Source organism: Lignipirellula cremea, assembly GCF_056501455.1.
In genome coordinates, this window is record NZ_CM151415.1 from 5,740,434 (window position 1) to 5,760,349 (window position 19,916).

At 66.1% G+C, this 19,916-nt stretch carries 14 protein-coding genes; 5 read left to right on the plus strand and 9 right to left on the minus strand.

What is annotated here, in order from left to right:
• Positions 1–46: 46 nt before the first annotated feature.
• The 5 genes from serA to recA all read right to left on the minus strand — a co-directional run bounded on the left by serA (position 47) and on the right by recA (position 7,244).
• On the minus strand, positions 47–1,705 hold the full coding sequence (gene serA / locus SH602x_RS22560; protein WP_479474423.1) for a phosphoglycerate dehydrogenase: 1,659 nt from the start codon (positions 1,703–1,705) through the stop codon (positions 47–49).
• Between the two features lie 82 nt (positions 1,706–1,787).
• The gene (gene serC, locus SH602x_RS22565; protein ID WP_479474424.1) at positions 1,788–2,873 is read right to left on the minus strand and encodes a 3-phosphoserine/phosphohydroxythreonine transaminase; all 1,086 of its coding nucleotides are present in this window, start codon (positions 2,871–2,873) and stop codon (positions 1,788–1,790) included.
• 275 nt (positions 2,874–3,148) lie between these two features.
• Entirely contained in the window at positions 3,149–3,955 is an 807-nt protein-coding gene (locus tag SH602x_RS22570) for a tetratricopeptide repeat protein (protein WP_479474425.1), read from the minus strand.
• 440 nt (positions 3,956–4,395) lie between these two features.
• Positions 4,396–5,946: a PDZ domain-containing protein gene (locus SH602x_RS22575; protein WP_479474426.1), complete on the minus strand. Its 1,551-nt coding sequence runs from the start codon at positions 5,944–5,946 to the stop codon at positions 4,396–4,398.
• Positions 5,947–6,176: 230 nt separating this feature from the next.
• Positions 6,177–7,244, minus strand: a complete 1,068-nt coding sequence (gene recA / locus SH602x_RS22580; RefSeq protein WP_479477133.1) for a recombinase RecA — start codon at positions 7,242–7,244, stop codon at positions 6,177–6,179.
• A gap of 542 nt (positions 7,245–7,786) precedes the next feature.
• On the opposite strand from recA, the gene SH602x_RS22585 reads away from it, so the two are divergent.
• Positions 7,787–9,484, plus strand: coding sequence for a hypothetical protein (locus tag SH602x_RS22585; protein ID WP_479474427.1), 1,698 nt, complete (start codon positions 7,787–7,789; stop codon positions 9,482–9,484).
• A gap of 116 nt (positions 9,485–9,600) precedes the next feature.
• On the opposite strand, the gene SH602x_RS22590 is transcribed toward SH602x_RS22585, so the two are convergent.
• Positions 9,601–10,863, minus strand: a complete 1,263-nt coding sequence (locus tag SH602x_RS22590; RefSeq protein WP_479474428.1) for an outer membrane protein assembly factor BamB family protein — start codon at positions 10,861–10,863, stop codon at positions 9,601–9,603.
• Between the two features lie 161 nt (positions 10,864–11,024).
• On the opposite strand from SH602x_RS22590, the gene SH602x_RS22595 reads away from it, so the two are divergent.
• Positions 11,025–11,537, plus strand: a complete 513-nt coding sequence (locus tag SH602x_RS22595) for a GNAT family N-acetyltransferase (RefSeq protein WP_479474429.1) — start codon at positions 11,025–11,027, stop codon at positions 11,535–11,537.
• Positions 11,538–11,699: 162 nt separating this feature from the next.
• Here SH602x_RS22595 and SH602x_RS22600 read toward each other — a convergent pair whose 3' ends face one another.
• Positions 11,700–12,902: a S1C family serine protease gene (locus tag SH602x_RS22600; RefSeq protein ID WP_479474430.1), complete on the minus strand. Its 1,203-nt coding sequence runs from the start codon at positions 12,900–12,902 to the stop codon at positions 11,700–11,702.
• A 153-nt stretch (positions 12,903–13,055) separates the two neighbouring features.
• Complete coding sequence (locus tag SH602x_RS22605; RefSeq protein WP_479474431.1) at positions 13,056–14,270, minus strand: 3-keto-disaccharide hydrolase; 1,215 nt, start codon at positions 14,268–14,270, stop codon at positions 13,056–13,058.
• A gap of 223 nt (positions 14,271–14,493) precedes the next feature.
• Between SH602x_RS22605 and SH602x_RS22610 the strand changes: the two genes are divergently transcribed.
• On the plus strand, positions 14,494–14,727 hold the full coding sequence (locus tag SH602x_RS22610; protein ID WP_479474432.1) for a hypothetical protein: 234 nt from the start codon (positions 14,494–14,496) through the stop codon (positions 14,725–14,727).
• 6 nt (positions 14,728–14,733) lie between these two features.
• Here the strand turns inward: SH602x_RS22610 and SH602x_RS22615 are convergent, their stop codons facing one another.
• Positions 14,734–16,953: a diguanylate cyclase gene (locus tag SH602x_RS22615; protein WP_479474433.1), complete on the minus strand. Its 2,220-nt coding sequence runs from the start codon at positions 16,951–16,953 to the stop codon at positions 14,734–14,736.
• A 311-nt stretch (positions 16,954–17,264) separates the two neighbouring features.
• Between SH602x_RS22615 and SH602x_RS22620 the strand changes: the two genes are divergently transcribed.
• Together SH602x_RS22620 and SH602x_RS22625 are read left to right on the plus strand one after the other, a co-directional pair.
• On the plus strand, positions 17,265–18,131 hold the full coding sequence (locus SH602x_RS22620; protein WP_479474434.1) for a fumarylacetoacetate hydrolase family protein: 867 nt from the start codon (positions 17,265–17,267) through the stop codon (positions 18,129–18,131).
• A gap of 551 nt (positions 18,132–18,682) precedes the next feature.
• Positions 18,683–19,891 (plus strand): hypothetical protein, encoded by a 1,209-nt coding sequence (locus SH602x_RS22625; protein ID WP_479474435.1) that lies wholly within the window; start codon positions 18,683–18,685, stop codon positions 19,889–19,891.
• Positions 19,892–19,916 lie beyond the last annotated feature (25 nt).

Below are 19,916 nucleotides of genomic sequence, written 5' to 3' on the forward strand. Positions count from 1 at the left end.
GCGTCGCACGGCTGGACAAGCCACCCATACACACAGACGAGAAGCCTTATCGCTTGTACGCCTGCAGGTTGGCCACGAACGGAGGAAGCTGGCCGCGCTCGGGCAGGACGAAGATCCGCACGCCCCCTTCGTGGATCCCCTCGAGCTGTTCGGTATCCTTCTCCAGCGACGCCAGGGTCACCCCCTCGGGCAACTTGTCGAGCTGGATCACGCCGATCGCTTCGGCGCCGGGCAGGTCGGAGAGGGGACCGACGGCCATCTGCTTGATGTTGACGTCGTTCTTCCCCATCAGCGTCCCGACCTTGCCGATGATGCCGGGCCGATCGAGGTGGTAGAAGACCAGCAGCGTCCCGTCGAGGTAGGCCTCCAGGAAGTAATCCTGAATGCGGATGATCCGCGGGTCCTGACCGAACAGGGCTCCGCCGATCTTGTAGATTTTGCCGTCGGCTTCGATCTCGACGCCGATGGACGAACGGAAGGCGCTCGGATCCTTGCGAGTCTCGACGGAGAGTTGCACGCCGCGGTCGGCCAGCAGAGCCTCCGCATTGTTGATGTGGACGTCGTCCATCGCCCCGGCCAGCATGCCGACGCAGAACGAACCGGTCAGCAGACGCGTGTCCTTGCCGGCGATCTCGCCGCGGAAGTGCAGGCGGCACTGGCTGACGCCCTGGTTCCGCGTCCACTGGTTGAGGAACAACCCCATGCGGTAGATCAGGTCGAGCTCGCCGCGGAGGTCTTCCAGCGCGTCGGGATTCGTGAGCACGACGTTGACCGCGTGCTTGATCTGCCCCCGCGTCAGGAAGTCGATCAGGAGCTGCACGCCTTCGACCGCGACGCTGGTCTGGGCCTCGTTCGTGCTGGCGCCGAGATGGGGCGTGCAGACGACGCCTTTCTTGCCGAACAGGGGATGCGACGTGACGGGCTCGGTCTCGAATACGTCGAGCGCGACGCCCGCGATCTTGCCGCTTTCGAGTCCCTGCACCAGGGCCGCTTCTTCGTAGATGCCGCCGCGGGCGCAGTTGATCAGTCGCACGCCGTCCTTGAGCAGATGGAGGTTCTGCTGGTTGACGAGGTACTTCGTCTGATCGGACAGGGGCGTGTGAACCGTGAGGAAGTCGACCTGCGGAAGCATGTCTTCGACCTTCTCGACCTTCTCGATGCCCAGTTCGCGAGCGTACTCGGCCGAAAGGAACGGATCGTAGCCGAGGATCCGCATGTCGAAGGCCTTGGCCCGCTTGGCGACCTCGCGACCGATGCGGCCCAAGCCGACGACGCCGAGGACCTTCTCGCTGAGCTGGGTCCCCATGTACTTGCGGTTCCAGACTCCCTGCAGGAGTTCCTGGTACGCCGGCGCGACGTGGCGACACATCGCCAGCATCAGCGTCATGGTGTGTTCCGCCGTGCTGACGGTGTTACCCGACGGCGTGTTCATGACGACGATGTTTTCCATCATCGCCGCGCGGACGTCGATGTTGTCGACGCCGACGCCGGCCCGGACGATCGCCTTCAGGCGCGGCAGCCCGCGGAGGATATCCTCTGTGATCTTCACGCCCGAGCGACAGACGGCGCCGTCGGCTTCGGAGAGCGCCTTCCTGAGATCCTCGCCCTTCAGTCCCGTTTTGACTTCGTATTCGACCCCGGGAGCCTTATCGAGAAGATCGAGGCCTTCCTGCGCGATCGTGTCCAGAACGAGAATGCGAGTCATGTTCGATCAGCGTCGAGGGAGAGGCGGGAAAGCGAGATCGCCGGATGCCTGACAGGCGCCCGGCGAAAGGGTGACGCGGAAATCAGCCGCGGGACGTCGCGAACTCGCGCATGAAGTCGGCGAGCGCTTCGACGCCCTCGCGCGGCATGGCGTTATAGATCGACGCCCGGATGCCGCCCACGCTGCGGTGACCCTTGAGGTCGGTGAGCTGGCGCTCCTTCGCCCCTTTGACGAACGCCTTTTCGTGCTCTTCGCTCGGCAGTCGGAACGTGACGTTCATCAGCGACCGGGCGCCGCGATCGGCGTGTCCCTTGTAGAAGTCGCCGAACTCGTCGATCACGTGGTAGAGCAGCGTCGCCTTTTCCTTGTTCCGTTCGTGCATCGCGGCGAGCCCGCCGACGTCTTCCTGCACCCACTTCGCGATCAGGCCCAGGGCGTAGATCGCGAACGTCGGCGGCGTGTTGAGCATGTCGGATTCGGCATGCTGCTTGAAGTTCAGATACGTCGGCAGCGTCGCCTGCGACCGCTCGAGCAGGTCCTTGCGCATGATGACGACCGTCACGCCCGCGGGGCCCGCGTTCTTCTGGGCACAGGCGTAGATCAGGCCGTACTTCGAAACATCGACGGGGCGATGCAGGAAGTCCGACGAGGCGTCGCAAACGAGCGGAGCGTCGCCGAAATCGGGGTCGGCAGAGAACTGCACCCCCTGGATCGTTTCGTTGGACGTGAAGTGCACGTAGGCGGCGCCGGCGGGAACCTTGACCTCGCCTGCCTGCGGCAGATGGTCGTACGGCTTCCCGGCGTCGTAAGCGACGGCGACTTCGCCGAACTTCGTCGCCTCTTCGGCGGCCATCTTGCCCCAGGCGCCGGTGACGACGTACGTCGCCGGACCCTGCGACGGACCGGCGAGGTTCATCGGAATCATCGAGAACTGCAACCGCGACCCGCCCTGGAGGAACAGCACGGCGTAGTCGTCAGAAACGCCCAGCAGTTCCCGCAGGCGTCGCTCGGCATCGTTCGCGATGTCGATGAACGGCTGGCTGCGATGGCTGATTTCGAGGATCGAGGCGCCGACGCCCGGCAGGCAGAGCATCTCGTCGCGGATGCGTTCGAGGACCGGTACCGGGAAGACCGCCGGACCTGCCGAGAAGTTGTAGACCCGCTGCATGTCGGAACCGCGAAGATCGTCGAGAGGAAGCGTCGCCGAAGCGCCGTCGGACCGGCGCGAAAGCCTTGCGGCTTCAGGACATAGCCCGCGAGAACCGACGGCGACGAAAGAGGCGATTTTAAGGCCGACGCCGGCCCTTGAACAGCCGCCGGGGGAGGCTCTGAGCGGAGGGCGTAAGCCCTCCAAGGTGCTTGGCACGATCGAGCGTCCGGACTCGGAGGGCTTACGCCCTCCGCTCAGGTCCCGTGCAGAACTGCCAGCGCCCGTCGTTACGCTCAGTAACGAGAGCTGCCCGAGGGGATCGGTTCGGTGACGATCCGCGTCCCTTGGGCCGCGGGGCCGAAGGAGGTCATCGTCTGCCCCTGCAGCGAGGCGATGCGGGGGACCAGATCCTTCTGGAAATTGTCCCCGTAGTAGCTGCGCTGGTAGTTCGCCAGCGCCTGGGCGGGCTGACCCGCCTCCTCGTAAAGCGCCCCCAGGGCTCGTGCCACGCGGGGGTTGTACGGCGCGATCGTCATCGCCGTGTCGAGCTGCTGCCGGGCGGTCGCTTTGTCCCCGAACTCGTAATAGAGCCGGGAAAGTTCCACGCGAGCGTCAGGCGAGCGGGGGTTTTCCGTCGCCCAGTTCTTGAGCAGCGCGAAGGCCCGATCCGCCCGATTGTCCTCGACCAGCATCACGGCCAGCGAGCGGTTGCAGTCGACGTGGTTCCGGTCGAGATCCAGGCAGCGGTTGTAGAGCCGCTCCGCTTCCTGGTAGTAGCGGCGGTCCTTCGTCTGCGTCCCGAGCTGATGATAGATCCGGGCGGCGTTGTAGTTCGCGTCCGGATCGGTCGGGTTCGCTGTCAGCGCGCTCTGAAATCGGGTGAGCGCGGCCTGCTGTTGCCCCTGATTGGTGAGTGCGACGCCAGCGGCGTTGTGGTTGCTCGACGCGAACTGGGCGCACCCGCTCGCCAGTCCGCAAAGCGCAAAGAGCGCAGCGACGGAAGCGTTTCGCGCAGCGACGGAAGCGTTTCGCGCAGCGACGGAGGCGCGGGGCGCTGCGGCAGCGAGTCGAGAAGCCAGATTGGTTCGCGAGGCGTTCAAGCGTGCGAATCCGTTCGCAGTTCGAGCGGAACCTTCTTCCCGCTCGCTAATCCGAAGCAGCGGAATCCTTCCGCCTCCCGCGAACCTAGCGAATTTCGATCATGCGACGCAAGACCGATCGTGAGGCGGAAAGCGCTCGCGAGCGCAGCCTGCGGTTTGCGATCGGCTCGAAAATTCGTCGAACGGATACGGGAATAGTCGGCGAGTGGGTGGCGCTGGTTGTCTCAACCAGCGTCCGCGCAGCGGATCGGAGGCCTCGGAGGCACGTCGGAACCTCGCAGCCGGGTTCCGTCAAAGCGCCTTCTTGACGCAGAACGGCGACCTTGCGCCGAATTCGCTCCGAGGCCTCCGACGGGCTGCGCCCGCGCCGGTTGAGTCAACCGGCGCCACCCTGGAGCGCTCGCCGCTCACAAACCGCAAGGTGCATTCAAGCGTGCTGCTCACGGCGCCGCGGGGGGATCCTGAGGCGGGGCGACGCGGTACGTCTTGGGGGAGTCGTCGAGCGGCAGTTCCTGGAGGGGCACGACGCCGGGCCGGGAGTTCGCGATCTCGTAGAACTCTGCCGGCGATTCGATCGCGACGCCGTCGATCCGCTCGATCAAGGCGCCGGGACGCAGACCCGCTTTCCACGCCGGCGAATCGGGTTCGACCGTCGCGACGGCGAGGCACGTCCGCGGACCGATCAGGTGCTTCCGCTCGTGAAAGCTGGCGAGCGACAGGGCCGACAGATCGTCGACCGTCAGGCCCCGCCACGACGGATCCGGCGCCGTCGCGTACTGAGGTCGCAACGTATCGATCGCCCGCTTCGACAGTCGCACGGAGACGGAGAAGGGATCCTCGACGGCAGAAAAACGCGACGAGCGGATGACGGAGAGTTCCACCTCCGACCGGGCGGGACGCTTTCCGATTTCGCGAAAGAGATCCTGCGGACCGTCGATCGGGATGCCGTCCACGGCGACGACGACGTCGTCCAGACGCAGACCCGCCCGCCTCGCCGGCGACGCGTCTTCGACCTGATCGAGCGACACGCCCGTGGCTCCTCTCCGCTGGGCTTCTCCGCCCGCAGCGCCGAGCGCCCGGGGAGCGACGCCGAGGAATCCGTACTCCGGTCGACGTCCTTCGCGCAGCGCCTCGACGGCTGCCCAGAACGGTTCGTCGCAGGGTATCGCCAGCCCGCCGGCGCCTTCGCCGTCGGATGCCGCCATGCCGGTCAGCAGGCCCACCATGCGCCCCTGCAGGTCGAAAAGAGCTCCGCCCGCGATGCCGGGCGTCGCCTTGAGGTCGACGTAGAGCAGGTTCGCGAAGTGATGGACGGTCGGAGTCTTCGACGGGGGCAGGTCGCCGGAGGGCGTCGCCGGTCGCCGACGAACGCCGCCGATCATGGTCCACGCGGCGGTCAGTTCGCCGTCCCGGGCCAGTCCGTACGGATTGCACAGCGCGATCGCGTAATCGCCCCGCTGCAAATCGAGATCGAGCGACTTTTCGATCGGACGCCACTCGCCGCTCGCGCGAAGCGTCGCCAGGTCGTACCACGGATCCGCCGCGAGAAGCTGCACCGGAACCAGTCCCGCGGCAGCGTCGCGGATGACGAAGTAGTCGAACTGTTCCGGATCGCCGATCGCCGCATACGTGGTGAGCAGCGTCCCCCGGTCGTCGATCGCGACGGCGGCGGCGAACGCCTGCGGATCGAGATCGACCTCGCTCGCATCCTGACCGAAGGCCTGCCGGCGCCCCTTCGGCAGGCGGACGAGCGCCGCCATCGACGGCCCGGCCTTCGCCAGCGTCTGCCGGGTCGCCCGCTGGAGCGACTCGAGCGCTTCGTCCTCGATCGTCACCACAGGCGGCGGGTCGGACGCGTCGCCGGTCGGACCGATCTCGGGCGTCGCCTCGACGCGAGGCGCGTCGGGCTGGACGGCGATCGCCGTCGAAGACGCGAACAGCGCCGTCGCGACGGAGAACGAGAGCGTCGCGAGGCTCGCCGATCGGAGCATAACGTTCTCGGAAAAGGTTCGAGCGCGAGGTCGCAGCTACGGAAAAAGGTCGCCCGCGCGGAATTGCGCGGACGACCTTTGCATTATGCGGGACGTATGCCCTCGAAAACAGCGTCGGAATCGGGCGAGTTCCCGCCTTTACCGCAACATCAGGGGCGGGAACGGGAGATCCGGGTCGAACTTCTGAAGACCCGGGTCGAGCTATTGAAGACCCGGGTCGAACGCGGGCGTTATTCGTTACCGGCATCCGCTTCATCGGCGGCGGCCTTCTCTCCGGGCACGGCGCCTTCGCCCGCTTCGTTGACGGCGTCGAGCACCTTGGCCCGAATCTCTTCGGCCAGCTTCGGATTCTCCTGCAGGAAGACCCGGGCCTTCTCCTTGCCCTGACCGATGTACTCGTCGTTGTATTTGAACCAGGCTCCGCTGCGGGCGACGATCTTGTGCAGGACGGCCAGGTCCAGGACGTCGCCTTCGTAGCTGATGCCGTTGCTGTGCATCATGTCGAATTCGGCGATCCGGAACGGCGGGGCGACCTTGTTCTTGACGATCTTACAGCGGACGCGCTGACCGATCGTCTCTTCGCCTTCCTTCAGGGCGCCGATGCGACGGACGTCGATCCGGCAGGAGCAGTAGAACTTCAGCGCCCGACCGCCCGGCGTCGTTTCGGGGCTGCCGAACATGACGCCGATCTTCTCGCGGATCTGGTTGATGAAGATCACCACCGTCTTGCTTTTGGCGATGCAGCCCGTCAGCTTTCGCATCGACTGGCTCATCAGACGGGCCTGCAGGCCGACGTGCGAATCGCCGATCTCGCCGGCCAGTTCCGCCTTCGGAACGAGGGCCGCGACCGAGTCGATGACGATGACGTCGACCGCGTCCGACTTGACGAGCATTTCGACGATCTGCATCGCCTCTTCGCCGTTGTTCGGCTGGCTGACGAGCAGTTGATCGCACTGAACGCCGATCTTCTTGGCCCACATCGGGTCGAACGCGTGTTCGGCGTCGATGAGCGCGGCGATGCCGCCTGCCTTCTGAGACTGGGCGATCGCGTGCAGGGCGATCGTCGTTTTACCGCTCGATTCCGGGCCGAAGACTTCGACGATGCGGCCCTTGGGCAGTCCCTGGCCGCCCAGCGCGATGTCCAGCGACAGCGAGCCGGTCGGGACGCCCTCGATCCGCTTCATCCGATCGGCGCCGAGGGGCATGATCGACCCCTCGCCGAATTGCTTTTCGATCTGCTGCAGCGTGGTCTTCAGATCGGAGTTGCGGTCCAGAAGGGCAGCGAAATTCTTCGACATGCCATCGGCCGCAGCGCCCGCGCCGGAAGCCTTCCCTGATTTCTTCTTTGCCATCGTTCGCGAGCTCACGGCGACCATCGGACGCACCTTCCTCTTGTTTATCCGGCGCCTGCCGGAGGGTTGCAATGGGCGAGGGTCCCGCCTCGCGACCGGTAGTGTATCCACGCGTTCAGTACGAAGCAAGACTCGCGACTTATCGCCTGTTCACCGGCCATCCGCATCGCGAATCCGCTTCACGACATCACTATCGGAGGGTCGTTTGACACGTCCGGTCGAGGCCGATCCTGCTGCGTGAAAAAATCACGAAAGCGGTCGCAGCGCACGCCACCGCCCGCACGCGGGACGCATGTACGTTCTTCAATTAAGGTGATCCACCCGCCCTTAGCCCGCCGCTTGCCATCTACGGAGCTGGTCGCCCACGAAGGGGACGCATTCGCCAAAGCAGTTTGCTGGTAACTGGTTAAGGCAATCTTTCACCTTGACGTTTGTGCACCTTGTGCACTTGGCTTGCCGAGCGCAACGGCGTGAGCGACAATCTTTAAATGCCGACTCCTCTAAGCGATCCGAACGATGAATTTTCTGCGCAGTCGCTTGCCGCGGCCTTGCAGGAGCTCGTCGACTGTCTCGTCCATATCAGTCGCAAGGATGCAGGCGTTCGCAGGAACCTGCTGACGCTTGCCGCTTATCTCACGAAACACGCTTCGGAGAATGCCCCGCCGGAAGAAGGGGCGTTAGGAGCAGCGACAGAAACTGTCGCTGAGGCGGAAGCGGGTCGACCGTCGCAAAAGTTCGAGGACGAACTCGCGGCGGGCGCGTCGAGCGACGACGGGACCTCGGAAACCGATCGCTCCGCCGCCGCGCGGGCGAGCCTGCTGGGCAGATCCACCGGCGTCGTCAGAAGCGAACCGACCTTCCCCCGCCCTGCCCTGACGCTCGGCCAGGGCGTCGCCCGTAACGAATCCTCCGCGATCGAGTATCCGGAGCGCTACGCGCCGAAGGAGGCGCTCGGAGCGCGGGTCGATCTGGACCTCGTCGCGCGACGGTTGCGAATGAAGGCCGACGGCAGTCGCTGGGCCGCCGAGCGTCGAAGGTTGCTAGCCGAAGCGGCGGACTACGCCGCGCTGATCGAGCCGAACGATCGCGAGACCATCCGCCGGGCCAAAGAGATACCCGGCTGTTACTTGTGGACCAACGGACCCAACTCGCCGACGCCGGCCGACCTGTCGGTCTTCGATGTTCTGGCGAAGTGCTACGACAACTGCGCGGCCGCGGTTGAGTTAGTGCGACGCCTCGACGAAGCAGAGACGTCTTCGCAGGATCCCGCGATGCAGCGGGCCTTTCACCTGCTGGCGGAGTCGCAGTCGGCGCTTCGCGTGGCGGCGATGCGGGCAGACGGCCCTGAGGACTCCGACCAGTTCGAAGTTTTCCAGTGGCTCAAGACCAACACACGCGACCGGGAGATCTACGTCTCGCGGCACATGCGGGTGAACGATCCGGCGGACCCGGGCGACCGGGACGAACTCGGCGCCCGGATCGCGGCGTTCGACGAAGAGCTGGGCGAGCGTCAGACGCAGTCGAAGAAGCGCAAGAAGGCGCTCGGCAAGGTCAAGCACAAGGCGCAGCTTATCGCCGCCGGCGAAGGGGACGCCGAGGAGTCCTGGAACATCCTGCTCGACACGGTGCAGGAACTGATCGACGACGGGATGCCCCCCAGCAATCGCGAGCTGCGCGAGTCGCTGATCGACATCGTCGAGCTGCTGCCCGAGTCGCTCAACGTGCAGGAAGGCTCGGCCTTCGACCGCGTGCTGCGGGAGATCGACCGGTTCCTGGCGGAGAACCCCGAACCGGTCGCAGAAGTCGAAGCGATCGTCGCGCCGGAAGTCGAGAAGGCCAGAGAGCTGCTGGGGGGTCGCTCGATCATGCTGATCGGCGGCGAGCGTCGGCTGGATCGCGAGAAGGCCCTTCGCGAGGCGCTCGGTCTGGCCGAAGTCTACTGGATGAAGACCAGCGAGCAGCATCAGCCGCTCGACCAGTTCGAGCCGCTGGTCGCCAAGCCGGACGTCGCCTGCGTCGTGCTGATGATCCGCTGGTCGCGGCACGGCTACGGCGACGTGAAGCAGTTCTGCGACCGTCACGGCAAGCCGCTCGTCCGCCTGCCCGGCGGCTACGGCGTCAACCAGATCGCCAAGCAGATCCTCGACCAGGTCGGCGGGAAGCTGGAAGCGATGAACGGGGCGTAAAGCGTCGCCGCGTTCGGCTCTGCTCGAGTCTTACGAGCCAGCGTTCCGGCGGACGGAGCCGCATGGACGTCCGAGGCGCGGGCCGGCAAGACCGACGGCCCCTCGAACGTGTCCGCCTACTCGCTTCCCAGGCAGTAGAGAACCTCCTGCCGCTTGCCGTCATGATCGTCGATGACGCGGGCGTAGATCCGGCTGTCGACGACGGCGGGCGTGGCGTAGCAGGCCGTTCCGAGCTGGCTTTCGCCAAGCGCTTCGTAGCCCTCGGGCGTCGCGCGGAAGACGAGCGACTTGCCGGTCTCGTCCATGACGTAGATCCGATCGTCGACGAGGACCGGCGACGAGTAGTACGTGCCGCCGATGCGCTCCTTCCAGATCTCTTCGCCCGTACCGGCCTTCCAGCAGATGGCGACGCCCGCGTCGGCGACGGCGTAGAGGTAGCCGTCTTTGATCAGCATCGAGGGGACGTAGACCCGCTGGCCGCTCTCCCAGACGACCTTCTTCGAGCCGTCGGCGGCGTAGGCGCTGACATGATTCCGCGGGTAACCGCCCGAGGAATAGATGAGCTTGCCGTCGGTGACCGTCGAGGTGACGCACTCGGTCGTGGCGCCTTCCATCTCCCACAGTTTCTCGCCGGTCAGCGGATCGAAGCTACTCACCAGATCGCAGCCGGTCAGGAACATCTGCGTCTTGCCGGCGACGTCGAGGATGATCGGCGAGGGATAGTTCGGCGTCTTCGGTCGATCGTGGCGCCAGACGATCTTGCCGGTCGCCCGATCGAGACCGGCGACGGCGCCGCCCACTTCCTTGCTGTCGGCTGAAACGATGACGAGCGGCCCGAAGATCGCGGGCGACGAACCGTAGCCCTGGTGATCGACGTAGGGCGTGATCCGCGTCTGCCAGAGAATCTTGCCGTCGAGCGACAGCGCCGAAGTGAACACCGCGTCGTCATGCGGGAAGTTGATGAAGAGCCGCTCGCCGTCGCAGGCGACCGTCGACGAGGCCTGCGTCGCCTTGTCGTTCTTGGGCGGTACGGCCTTGCCGACATGCACGGGCGAGTCCCACACGATCTTGCCGGTCGACCGGTCGAGGCAGAGCACGCTGCGGCGCTCCTCTGCATCGACCGAGGTCGCCAGATAGATGCGGTCGCCGACGATCGTGGGCGAGGCGTGCCCCTTCCCGGGGATCGGCGTCTTCCAGACGACGTTCTCGGTTTCGCTCCACGTCAGGGGCGGATCCTGCCCCGCCGCTGCGACGCCGTCCCGCGAGGGGCCGCGCCACCAGGGCCAGTCGGACGTCTCCGCCGCGACGACCGCGGAGGGGACGCTCGACGCCAGAACCAGAGCGAACGAAAAGAGCGCGGCCGCGAACCTGAGCGACAAGATCGAACTCCTCGCCGGGAGGCAGGCGAGCGGCGAGATTCGCAGAAGCGAGCATCCGCCGCGTCGTGTTTCGGATGACGTTACAGGATAGTCGTCCCTTCGCGGAGAATGTTCCTCCGGGGCTCCTGTCGAATTCCCCTCTGTTCCTCATCGAACCAGCCATGCAGCCGACGATTCGCGAGGAAGAGCCGAGCGACTTCGACGCGATCCGCCAGGTGAACGAGGCGGCGTTCGGATCGCCGGCTGAGGCGGACCTGGTCGAAGCGCTGGGCGAGGGAGGCTACGTGATCGCGTCGCTCGTGGCCGAGACGGAGGCGGGAGTCGTCGGTCACGTTCTGTTCAGCCGGCTGCGGATCGAGACGAAGAGCGAAACTCTGTCCGCGGCGTCGCTCGCCCCGATGGCCGTGTTACCTGTGTTTCAGCGCCAGGGCGTCGGCCACCTGCTGGTCGAAGCGGGTCTCGCGCTCTGCCGGGAGCGAGGCGAGCGAGTCGCGCTCGTCTTGGGCCATCCGACGTTCTATCCGCGGTTCGGGTTCTCGTCCGAACAGGCGAGCCCGATCGTCTGTCCGTTCGGCGCAGGCGAGGCCTGGATGGCGCTGGAGCTGGTTCCCGGATCGCTTTCGGGAGTCACGGGGAAAGTGGTGTATCCGCCGCCGTTCAAGATGTTCGAGTAGCTCAATACCACCCCGGGACAACCAGCGCGACGAACCACGGCTCAGTCGACTTCGACTTGTCGTGCATACACAAATGCTCTGTGCTTTTTTCGCATCGAACGCAGAACGTCGTCTCATTTGGATGAACGTGAAGACTTAGATTCGAGCCGCAAACCGGGCACCTCATCGACTCGAACTCTTCCTGCGAGCACCCGGAAACAATCGTCTCTCGAATCTGTCCCCACGCGTCCATGTCACTGCATAACCAACGGGAAGAACACCAGGACGCGCCGTCATGACCTCCCGCAATTGGCGCCGTCTGAAGTCTGACAGCGCTTTTCCGGGCAATCCACCCTCCGGCGGAACGACGATCGTGACCAGTCCCCTGCCCCGCACGACGGAGAGTTCGAGCGGCGCGTGAGCGGGGATGGCGGTGAGCAGGCGGTGGATGTCGTCGACGCCGGCGACGATGCGTCCGTTGATCTCCAGGATCAGGTCGCCCGCGCGGAGGCCGGCTTCCGCCGCGACGCTGCCCGCAGCGACCTCGTCGACTTCTACGGCCTGATCGGAGTAAATCTGCAGCGCCCGGATCAGCGACTTAGGCAGCGGGACGGAAACCGCGGAGATGCCGAGCTTCCGCCGACGGACGCGACCATGCTCCCGGATCTCCCCCAGAACCCACTTCGCCGTATCGCTCGGGACCGCAAAGCCGAGGCCCTGGGCGAACGCGATAATCGCCGTGTTGACGCCGACGACGCGTCCGCGGGAGTCGACCAGCGGCCCGCCCGAGTTTCCCGGGTTGATCGGCGCCGAGTGCTGCACGACGTTCTCGATCAGCCTGCCGTCCTGCGCCCGCATCGTACGTCCGAGACCGCTGGCGACGCCGGTCGAGACCGCCGACGAAAGACCGAGCGGACTCCCCATCGCGATCACGAGTTGACCGACGCGAAGCGCCCGCGACTCGCCGAGTTCCGTGAAGGGCAGATCGCTGGCCGCCAGTTTCAACACGGCGACGTCGGTCGGCGGATCGTCGCCGACGACTTGGGCGTCAATGCGGTCGCCGTCGTCGGTCACCGCGACCAGCTTGGTCCGCCCGTCGACGACGTGACTGTTCGTGAGGGCGTAGCCGTCGCTGGTCAGCAGAAAGCCCGACCCCGCGCCGCCCGGCTGATGCCCATGCACGCTGATCACTGCCGGCGCGACGGTCTCCACCACACGCACGACGGCCTGCGAATAAGCGTCGAGCAGATCGACGTCGTGCGGGTCAGGCCGCTGCGGACGTTCGGCCCGTGCTGCTGCGGATGAGTCAGGAGACGCGGTATCGCGCCTCGCTTCGTCGTCCGAGGCGAGTCGCAGCCTTTCGTCATTGAATCGGTCGGAACGCATCGGATGCCTCGCTGCTGATAGATCGCGAATCGTGCCGAGCCAGCGCTCGAACGATCGTTCCCGCGATGAATCGTATGCAGCGAGGCAAGGAGGAAGGCTGTGTTAGGTGACGCTGGCTGAGACAACCAGCGCCGCCCAACCGCCGTTCCCCGACTACGGCGCGAACGTCGGCGGCCCCACGCGGACGTCGCGGTAGTCGACGCCGCCGCCGTGATGCTGCAGGCCGAGATAGCCTGCGACGGCGCGCTTGGCCAGTTCAGGCGCGTCGTCGGCTGTCGCATCCGTAATGACGTGGCCGTTCAGGATCACCTGGTACTTCGTCCCTTCGCACGTGATCTGCATCGTGTTCCACTCGCCTGGCCCGCGGGCGCTGCCGCGCTTCGCGGGAACGAGGCCGTAAAGCGATCCGGTGTACTGCCAGGGTTTCAGCGTGGCATACCGTTCGGCGTCGTCATGCAGCAGTTGGACCTCGATGCCGGCGCCATCGCCGTGATGCGAACCCCCTTCGGGAGTCCGCAGGTAGACGCCGGAGTTCCCCCCTTCAGCCAGGCGATACGACAGCCGCAGCGAGAAATCGCCGACCGGTTCTTTCGTGCGGAGCGAGGGGCCGGCCATCGGCAGGCAAGAGAGCACGCCCTCCTCCAGCTTCCAGCAGTCGAGCGGCTTGTTCTCGATGGCGGTCCACGCGTCGAGGTTGCCGGGCATGAGATCCTGAAAGCCGCTTTCGACGACGCGAAGATTGCGGAATTCGTACTGCCCCCCTTGAGGCACTTCGACCTGCAGCGCGAGCCAGCCGACGGGATCGGTCACGCCTTCGGTCGTCCAGGCAGGCTGGCCGTTAAGTTTCAGGCTGGCTTGGTTCCCGACCGCCGTCAGCTCGAACGAGCGCCACTCGCCCGGCTTGATCAGCGATTGATCCGCGACCTGTTTGGGATGCAGTAGCGTCCCCTCTTCGCCCTGTTTGAGGTTGATCTGGCGTCGATCGGGCCACTTCTTTCCTTCGGGCGGGAGAGGGCTGCGGAAGTAGATGCCCGAGTCCCACTTCGATTCCTGCAGCGGTCGATACTCGCCCGAGAAGACGAAGTCGCCCAGCGGTTGGGGATAACGGATCCACCCCTCGCCCGACACGAACCGCAGGACGTCCCCTTCGACTTCGATTTCGCAGTTCTCGGCGATCCAGTCGCCCGGCCCGGTCGATTCGCCGGACGCGTTTTCGCCGGGAATCGTCGGCGACGTCCAGCTTGGGGCATCGGTCGTCGGCTCGTCCGCGGAGGCGAGTCCCATCGACGAAACGAAGCCGATCGACATCGTCAGCGCGAGCGCGATGCAAGACGATCGACCGCGCAGACGGAGATCCGTTCGCGACACGGCGAATTCCTCGAAGAGCGACGGGGGAGCGTTAAGGCGGGATGCGAGAAGCTCTCGCAGCAGCTCCCGATTCTAGTCGCCACGCGCCCGCTCTTCTCTCGCGAGAGACGCCCCGTGGCGGAAACTCGCGTAACGGATTCCGCGCTTCGACGCTTCGCCCCGTACCAGGCGGTCGACGCAGCCGACGGCCTTTCCGAAACGATCATCTCAAGGAGGCTGAGCGATGGCACAAGCGAACAGGCGCAACGCGGCGACCCCAAACCTGGCCGATATCGGCATCAACCTGGCGAAGGTGCATTGCCCGCGCTGCCGGAAGCCGATGCCTCCGCTGCGCGTTCCGACGGGCCTGCACGAGATCCTGTGGGGCGGGTGGTCCTGTCCCCGGTGCGACTGCCGCATGAACAAGTGGGGCTACGGACTGGAACCCGACGTCAGCGAGCCGCCGCTCGCGATGTAGAACGGCTCAGCGGCCGTAGCGATCGTCGGAGGGGCGGGTGAAGCTCTTCTTGAAGTACGTGCCGGCGCGGCCGAGCAGTCCCTCGTCCGCTTCGTCCTGGCCGACGACCGAGGAGTCGCTCGCCTCCTCGTGCGCGACGAGGTAGGACTTCACGCTGTTCATGATCTGCCGCGCACGTTCGACGACGTTGCGAGCGCGGCGGTCGCGATTGCGTAGCGGGAAGACGCCGACCTTCAGTCGGGTTTTCGCGATCCGTTCGGTACCGTCCGCGGGCAGAAATTCCAGATCGATTCGGAACGGAATCGGTCGGTCGTCGGTCCGCCGATCGAGGCCTTGCTCGGCGCTGCTCAGTTTCAGCGAAGCTCCCTCGGCGTCGAATCGCAGCACCTCGGCCGAATGATCGCTCGCGAAGCCGCGAAGCTTTTCGAGAATCATCTCCGCGGGAACGGGCGTGACCAGCACGCGGGTGACGACCTTCTCCGGCGCCGACGTGCCGAGCAGCCATTCGAGCGGCCCGCGCTGCCGGGGAGCGGAGGGCGTTTCGTGCAGCCCGGCGCCGATGCGGACCACGACGTTGCGGCCCATCTCCTTCGCCTGCAACAACGCCCGGTCGGAACGGCGCAGCATCGTGTCGGCCGTATCGCCGTACTGGGCCTCGGTCACGCCGAAGCTCGATGTGAGATTCTTGTTCCCCAGGAACGACAGCGAAGTCCGTTCGAGCGCGACGCGAATCTCTTCCGCCAGCCGCGCGGCGCCCGCCAGATCGCAGTTGGGGCAGAGCAGCAGGAATTCTTCGCCGCCGTACCGGGCGACGACGTCTTCGGTTCGCTTGCGCTGTTCCAGGATCCGCGCGAACGCGATCAGCGCTTCGTCGCCCGCCTGGTGGCCGTAGGTGTCGTTGACCTTCTTGAAGTAGTCGAGATCGCAGATCACCAGCGCGCACGGAATCCGCCGGGCCAGGTGATCGGCCAGCGTCGCTTCGTGCGTGCGGGCGAACTCTTCGCGGTTGAGCACGCCGGTCAGCGGATCGCGGGTGGCCCGTCGCTGCAACGACTCCATCCGCTCTTCGATTTCCATCCGCCCGGAGATGTCCTCGATGACGATCGTGACGCCGTGAACCGTGCCGTCGCCGGAGACGACCGGGTCGATCCGGGCGTCGACCGTCAGAGGCGTCGCGCGACGACCGCGGAGGATCCAGCGGGTCGTGCAGGGGATCTTTCGCTCGACGGCCTTGCGGACCTGATCGTCGGCGGGCGAGAGCCGGACGCCTCGTTCCGAATGCAGATCGAGCAGGCCGGCCGTCCATTCCATGCGCCAGACCGCTTGGCCCGGGACGCCGGTAATCTGCTCCGCCGCCCGGTTCCAGGCGAGGATTCGCAACGACGAGTCGACGAAGATCACGCCGTCGCGCATCCCCTCGACCGCCTTGGCGTAGAAGATGGCTTCGGCAGGCGAATCGCCGCTCGACATCCGACGGCTCTGAAAGCCCCAGTACTGGTCGGCCAGGTTCTGACCCAGGTGCGAGAGCCAGCGCTGCCCCACCCGTTCGAGAACGCGCGTGGCGTCCTTCTGAAGGTACTCGGCGAAGTGGCTGACCAGTTCGGGATCGAACTGCGACCCGGCGCAGGCGAAGAGCTCGGCGACCGCCCGCTCCTGCGACATGGCAGGCCGGTAAACCTGGTCCGTCGTCATGGAGTCGAACGCGTCGACGATCGCCAGGATCCGGGCGCCGAACGGAATCGCCTCGCCGGCGACGTCGAAGCCTTTCTTCGACCCGTCGAAGTAGGCGGAGCTGAAGTGAATCGTTTCCAGCACGGTCCGCGGCGAGCGGCAGCCGAGCAGGATGTTGATCGCGTTCTGGCGATGGTGCTCGACCATCAGCAACTCGTCGCGGCTCAGCCGGCCCGGCTTGGCCAGCACCTGGTCCGGAACGCCGATCTTGCCGAGGTCGTGCAGGAGGAAAGCCATCTCCAGTTTCAGGAGCTCGTCCTCGGCGATCTTGCGGGACAGGAGCCAGGCCGACCCGTTCATCGCCACGCGGAACGAGTGCGCCGCGGAGGGTGCGTGCTTGGCTTCCAGCGCGGTGAAGAGCCCGCTCGCCATGCCCAGTCGCGACTGCACCAGCCGCAGACCCTCCCCCTCCGCGACCTTCCCCGCCGGCTTCGGCGGCGCGACGAGCGGGCGCTCGGCAGCGGTCGCGATCGAGTTTTCAGGGAGCGTCGACATGGGTCAGTCGGCAAGGTTCCGGGAGCTACGTCGACCCCGTTCTGTACGGGAGGGACGATTGCAGACCCTTCGCATGAGGAAACCTAGCTCGCGATCGGATGAGGCGATTCGCTTTCGAGAGACTTCTCCCCCCCGCAAGGCCGCCAGGACAGGTGAATCCCGGCAGAACGATCGCAGGGGTCGAAAGGAATGCTCCGTCCGTTCGGGATGCAGCGACGCGGGAAGCGCCGCCGGTTGGAGGTCCGTCGCCAATCGACTACGATCGACCCGCTCATTCTGAGGCGGTTTCCCACGCGATCGGAGCGACGGCGATGCGACTGGCGATGTGGCGACGCGACGGACAGGACCTCCTCGGCGTCGTCGAACCGGACGGCTGGTACGAACTGGAATCGGGCTCGGACCAGCCCCAGAGCGTGCAGCAGATCGTCTCCGATCTCGACTACTGGGAGCCCCGCGTCCGCGAGCAGATCGCCACCCTGACGAAGAACCCGGGCGAACCCCCTTACGCCTGGCTTCCGCCCATCGGGAATCCGTCGAAGATCCTCTGCGTGGGGCTCAACTACGCCGATCACGCGAAGGAAACCGGGGCCAGCGTGCCCGATCGCCCCGTCATCTTCAACAAGCTTGCGACGACGCTTTCCGCGCACGGGCGTCCGATTGTCCTTCCGCCGGAGAGTTCCAAGGTCGACTACGAGGCCGAACTGGTCGTCGTGATCGGTAAGCAGGGACGCCGGATCGCCGAGGCGGACGCGATGCGTCACGTCGCCGGCTACGCCTGCGGCAACGATGTTTCGGCGCGTGACTGGCAGAAGGAGACGCCCGGCGGACAGTGGCTGCTGGGGAAGAGCTTCGACACGTTCGCGCCGCTCGGCCCCTGCTTCGTCACGGCGGATGCGATCCCCGATCCGGGCAAGCTGAAGATCCAGTTCCGCCTGGACGGCGAGACGCTGCAGGAATCTTCGACCGATCAGCTTTTGTTCTCGATCCCGCGGGTGATCTCCTACATCTCGCAGGTCTGCACGCTGCTGCCGGGCGACCTCATCTATACCGGCACGCCCGCCGGCGTCGGCGTCGCCCGCACCCCCCGCCGCTATCTCCAGCCTGGCCAGGTCGCCGAAGTGGAGATCGAAGGCCTGGGCATTCTTCGGAACCCGGTCGTCGCGGACGGGGAGGGATAGAAGCCATCCCGTCACCGGGCGACGAGCGTGACGGTTAGGCGAACCCTGACATCCGCGACGGTCGGACGAGAAGCCTGCGATTCGATCATCCGATGCAGGCCGGGGCGCCGAATACCAAGAGCAGCGGAGTCGCTCTCGTGCGCTCCGTCAGGCGCTGCCGTCCGATGCTGCCACGACGTTTGCGGAGCGGCGCGACGATCGCCGCAACGCTCGCGACGCGGCGCATCGACCCGTGCGGCGTCGCACGAGCGGACGTCAAGGAAGGCGCCGCCTTATCGATCTCCGAGCGGAGAAGGATCCGAAAGCGAACGCGACGAGCCGGTGAAGCCGGCTCTCGACGTTACTGAGCCGGTATCGCCGGTTCTGTACGTTCCTGTCGGGCCTTTCCTCGCGAAGAGATATCACTCTCGCTCCGTCGCCTCTCCCGCGACGTATCGAAATCGAAGATGGATCTTCGGAGCGGAAACTCCTCGTCTCGTCGTCGGCGCGTTCTACGCGAAGACGCGGCCAACGGCGATGCCGAATCGCCCGCCCCGCGTCGCAGGGCCCGCGTGCGCATCGACGCCGCGCATTATCCGGAAGCGGCCCATCCCCATCGGCAGCCGCGTCTGGCCGACCTGCTTCCCACGAAGTGGTGGTCGATCGGTCTGACCGCGGGCGTGGGCGTCTTGCTCGCCGCCTCGGTGCTGACCGGGTTCGCGTATCGCGTCTCGCTGGCGAGCCTGCTGGGGGAGGAGACGGTCCGCCCGCTCGACCTGACGCTGCGCGGCAACCTCGCCGACTGGCTCGCCAGTTGGACGCTGCTGACGGCGGCGGTCGTTTCCGGAATCGTCTACTCGCTCCGCCGGCATCGCGCGGACGATTATCGCGGACGCTATCGCGTCTGGCTCTGGACCGCCGCCGCGCTATTGCTGGGCGCCGTCGACGCCGCCTGCGGCTTTCACCGCAGTCTCTCGGGCGGAATCGTCGCGCTCACGGGCGTCGCCGTCTGCGGCCAGGGCGCCTTCTGGTGGCTGCTGGCGGAAGGGCTGATCCTGCTCGCGGTCTCCGTCGCGATGATGCGGGAGTTCCTGCGCTGCCGGCTCTCGCTGGCGGCGCTGTCGCTGACGATGCTGGCTTACGCCGGCCTCGCGACCGCGACGCTTTATCGCATCGACGTCAGCGCCTCGACGATCGCCTGGCTGGCTCAGGAGAGCTTTCGCCTGGTCGGTCACCTGCTGCTGACGCTCTCCGTGCTGCTGTACGCCCGGCATGTCCTCCGCGAGGTGCAGGGGATGAGCAAGTCGGTCCGCCGCAAGCGGAAGGCGAAGACCGACGACGCGGAGGATGCTGCCGAGGAACCCCGCGTTCCCCCGCCGCACTTCCGCAAGAAGACCGACGCGGCGAAGCCCGATGCGGCGAAATCGAAGCCCGCTTCGTCGCCTTCGGCAGGAACCGCCCCCGTCGCCAAGGCTCCGACGCCGCCGCCCGCGCCGTCGAATCCTGAACCTCCGCGTCAGCAGCCCGCGCCCGCGGCGAACAAGCCGGCAGCGTCCAGCGCTTCCGACGCCCGCGCTTCCGCTGCGAAGCCGAGCGCCGTCCCGTCCGGCGAAGTCCGTCGCACCGATCCTCCGTCGAAGGGGGCCGGTCCGCTTGCCGGCAAGTTCCGACCGTCCAGCGCGCCGACGACGAGTCCCGTCGCTTCGCGATCGTCGGGGACCGACGAAGAAGAAGAGGACGACGACCGCGGCGCCCGCAAGAACAAGAAGCGCGGCCGGTAGAATGTTCGCAGCGACGACGAGCGGA

Excerpts from the sequence above, each read along its gene's own strand:
- serA (WP_479474423.1), bottom strand. The coding sequence starts at position 1,705 with ATGACTCGCATTCTCGTTCTGGACACGATCGCGCAGGAAGGCCTCGAT.
- serC (WP_479474424.1), bottom strand. The coding sequence starts at position 2,873 with ATGCAGCGGGTCTACAACTTCTCGGCAGGTCCGGCGGTCTTCCCGGTA.
- SH602x_RS22575 (WP_479474426.1), bottom strand. The coding sequence starts at position 5,946 with ATGCTCCGATCGGCGAGCCTCGCGACGCTCTCGTTCTCCGTCGCGACG.
- recA (WP_479477133.1), bottom strand. The coding sequence starts at position 7,244 with ATGTCGAAGAATTTCGCTGCCCTTCTGGACCGCAACTCCGATCTGAAG.
- SH602x_RS22585 (WP_479474427.1), top strand. The coding sequence starts at position 7,787 with ATGCCGACTCCTCTAAGCGATCCGAACGATGAATTTTCTGCGCAGTCG.
- SH602x_RS22595 (WP_479474429.1), top strand. The coding sequence starts at position 11,025 with ATGCAGCCGACGATTCGCGAGGAAGAGCCGAGCGACTTCGACGCGATC.
- SH602x_RS22600 (WP_479474430.1), bottom strand. The coding sequence starts at position 12,902 with ATGCGTTCCGACCGATTCAATGACGAAAGGCTGCGACTCGCCTCGGAC.
- SH602x_RS22610 (WP_479474432.1), top strand. The coding sequence starts at position 14,494 with ATGGCACAAGCGAACAGGCGCAACGCGGCGACCCCAAACCTGGCCGAT.
- SH602x_RS22615 (WP_479474433.1), bottom strand. The coding sequence starts at position 16,953 with ATGTCGACGCTCCCTGAAAACTCGATCGCGACCGCTGCCGAGCGCCCG.
- SH602x_RS22620 (WP_479474434.1), top strand. The coding sequence starts at position 17,265 with ATGCGACTGGCGATGTGGCGACGCGACGGACAGGACCTCCTCGGCGTC.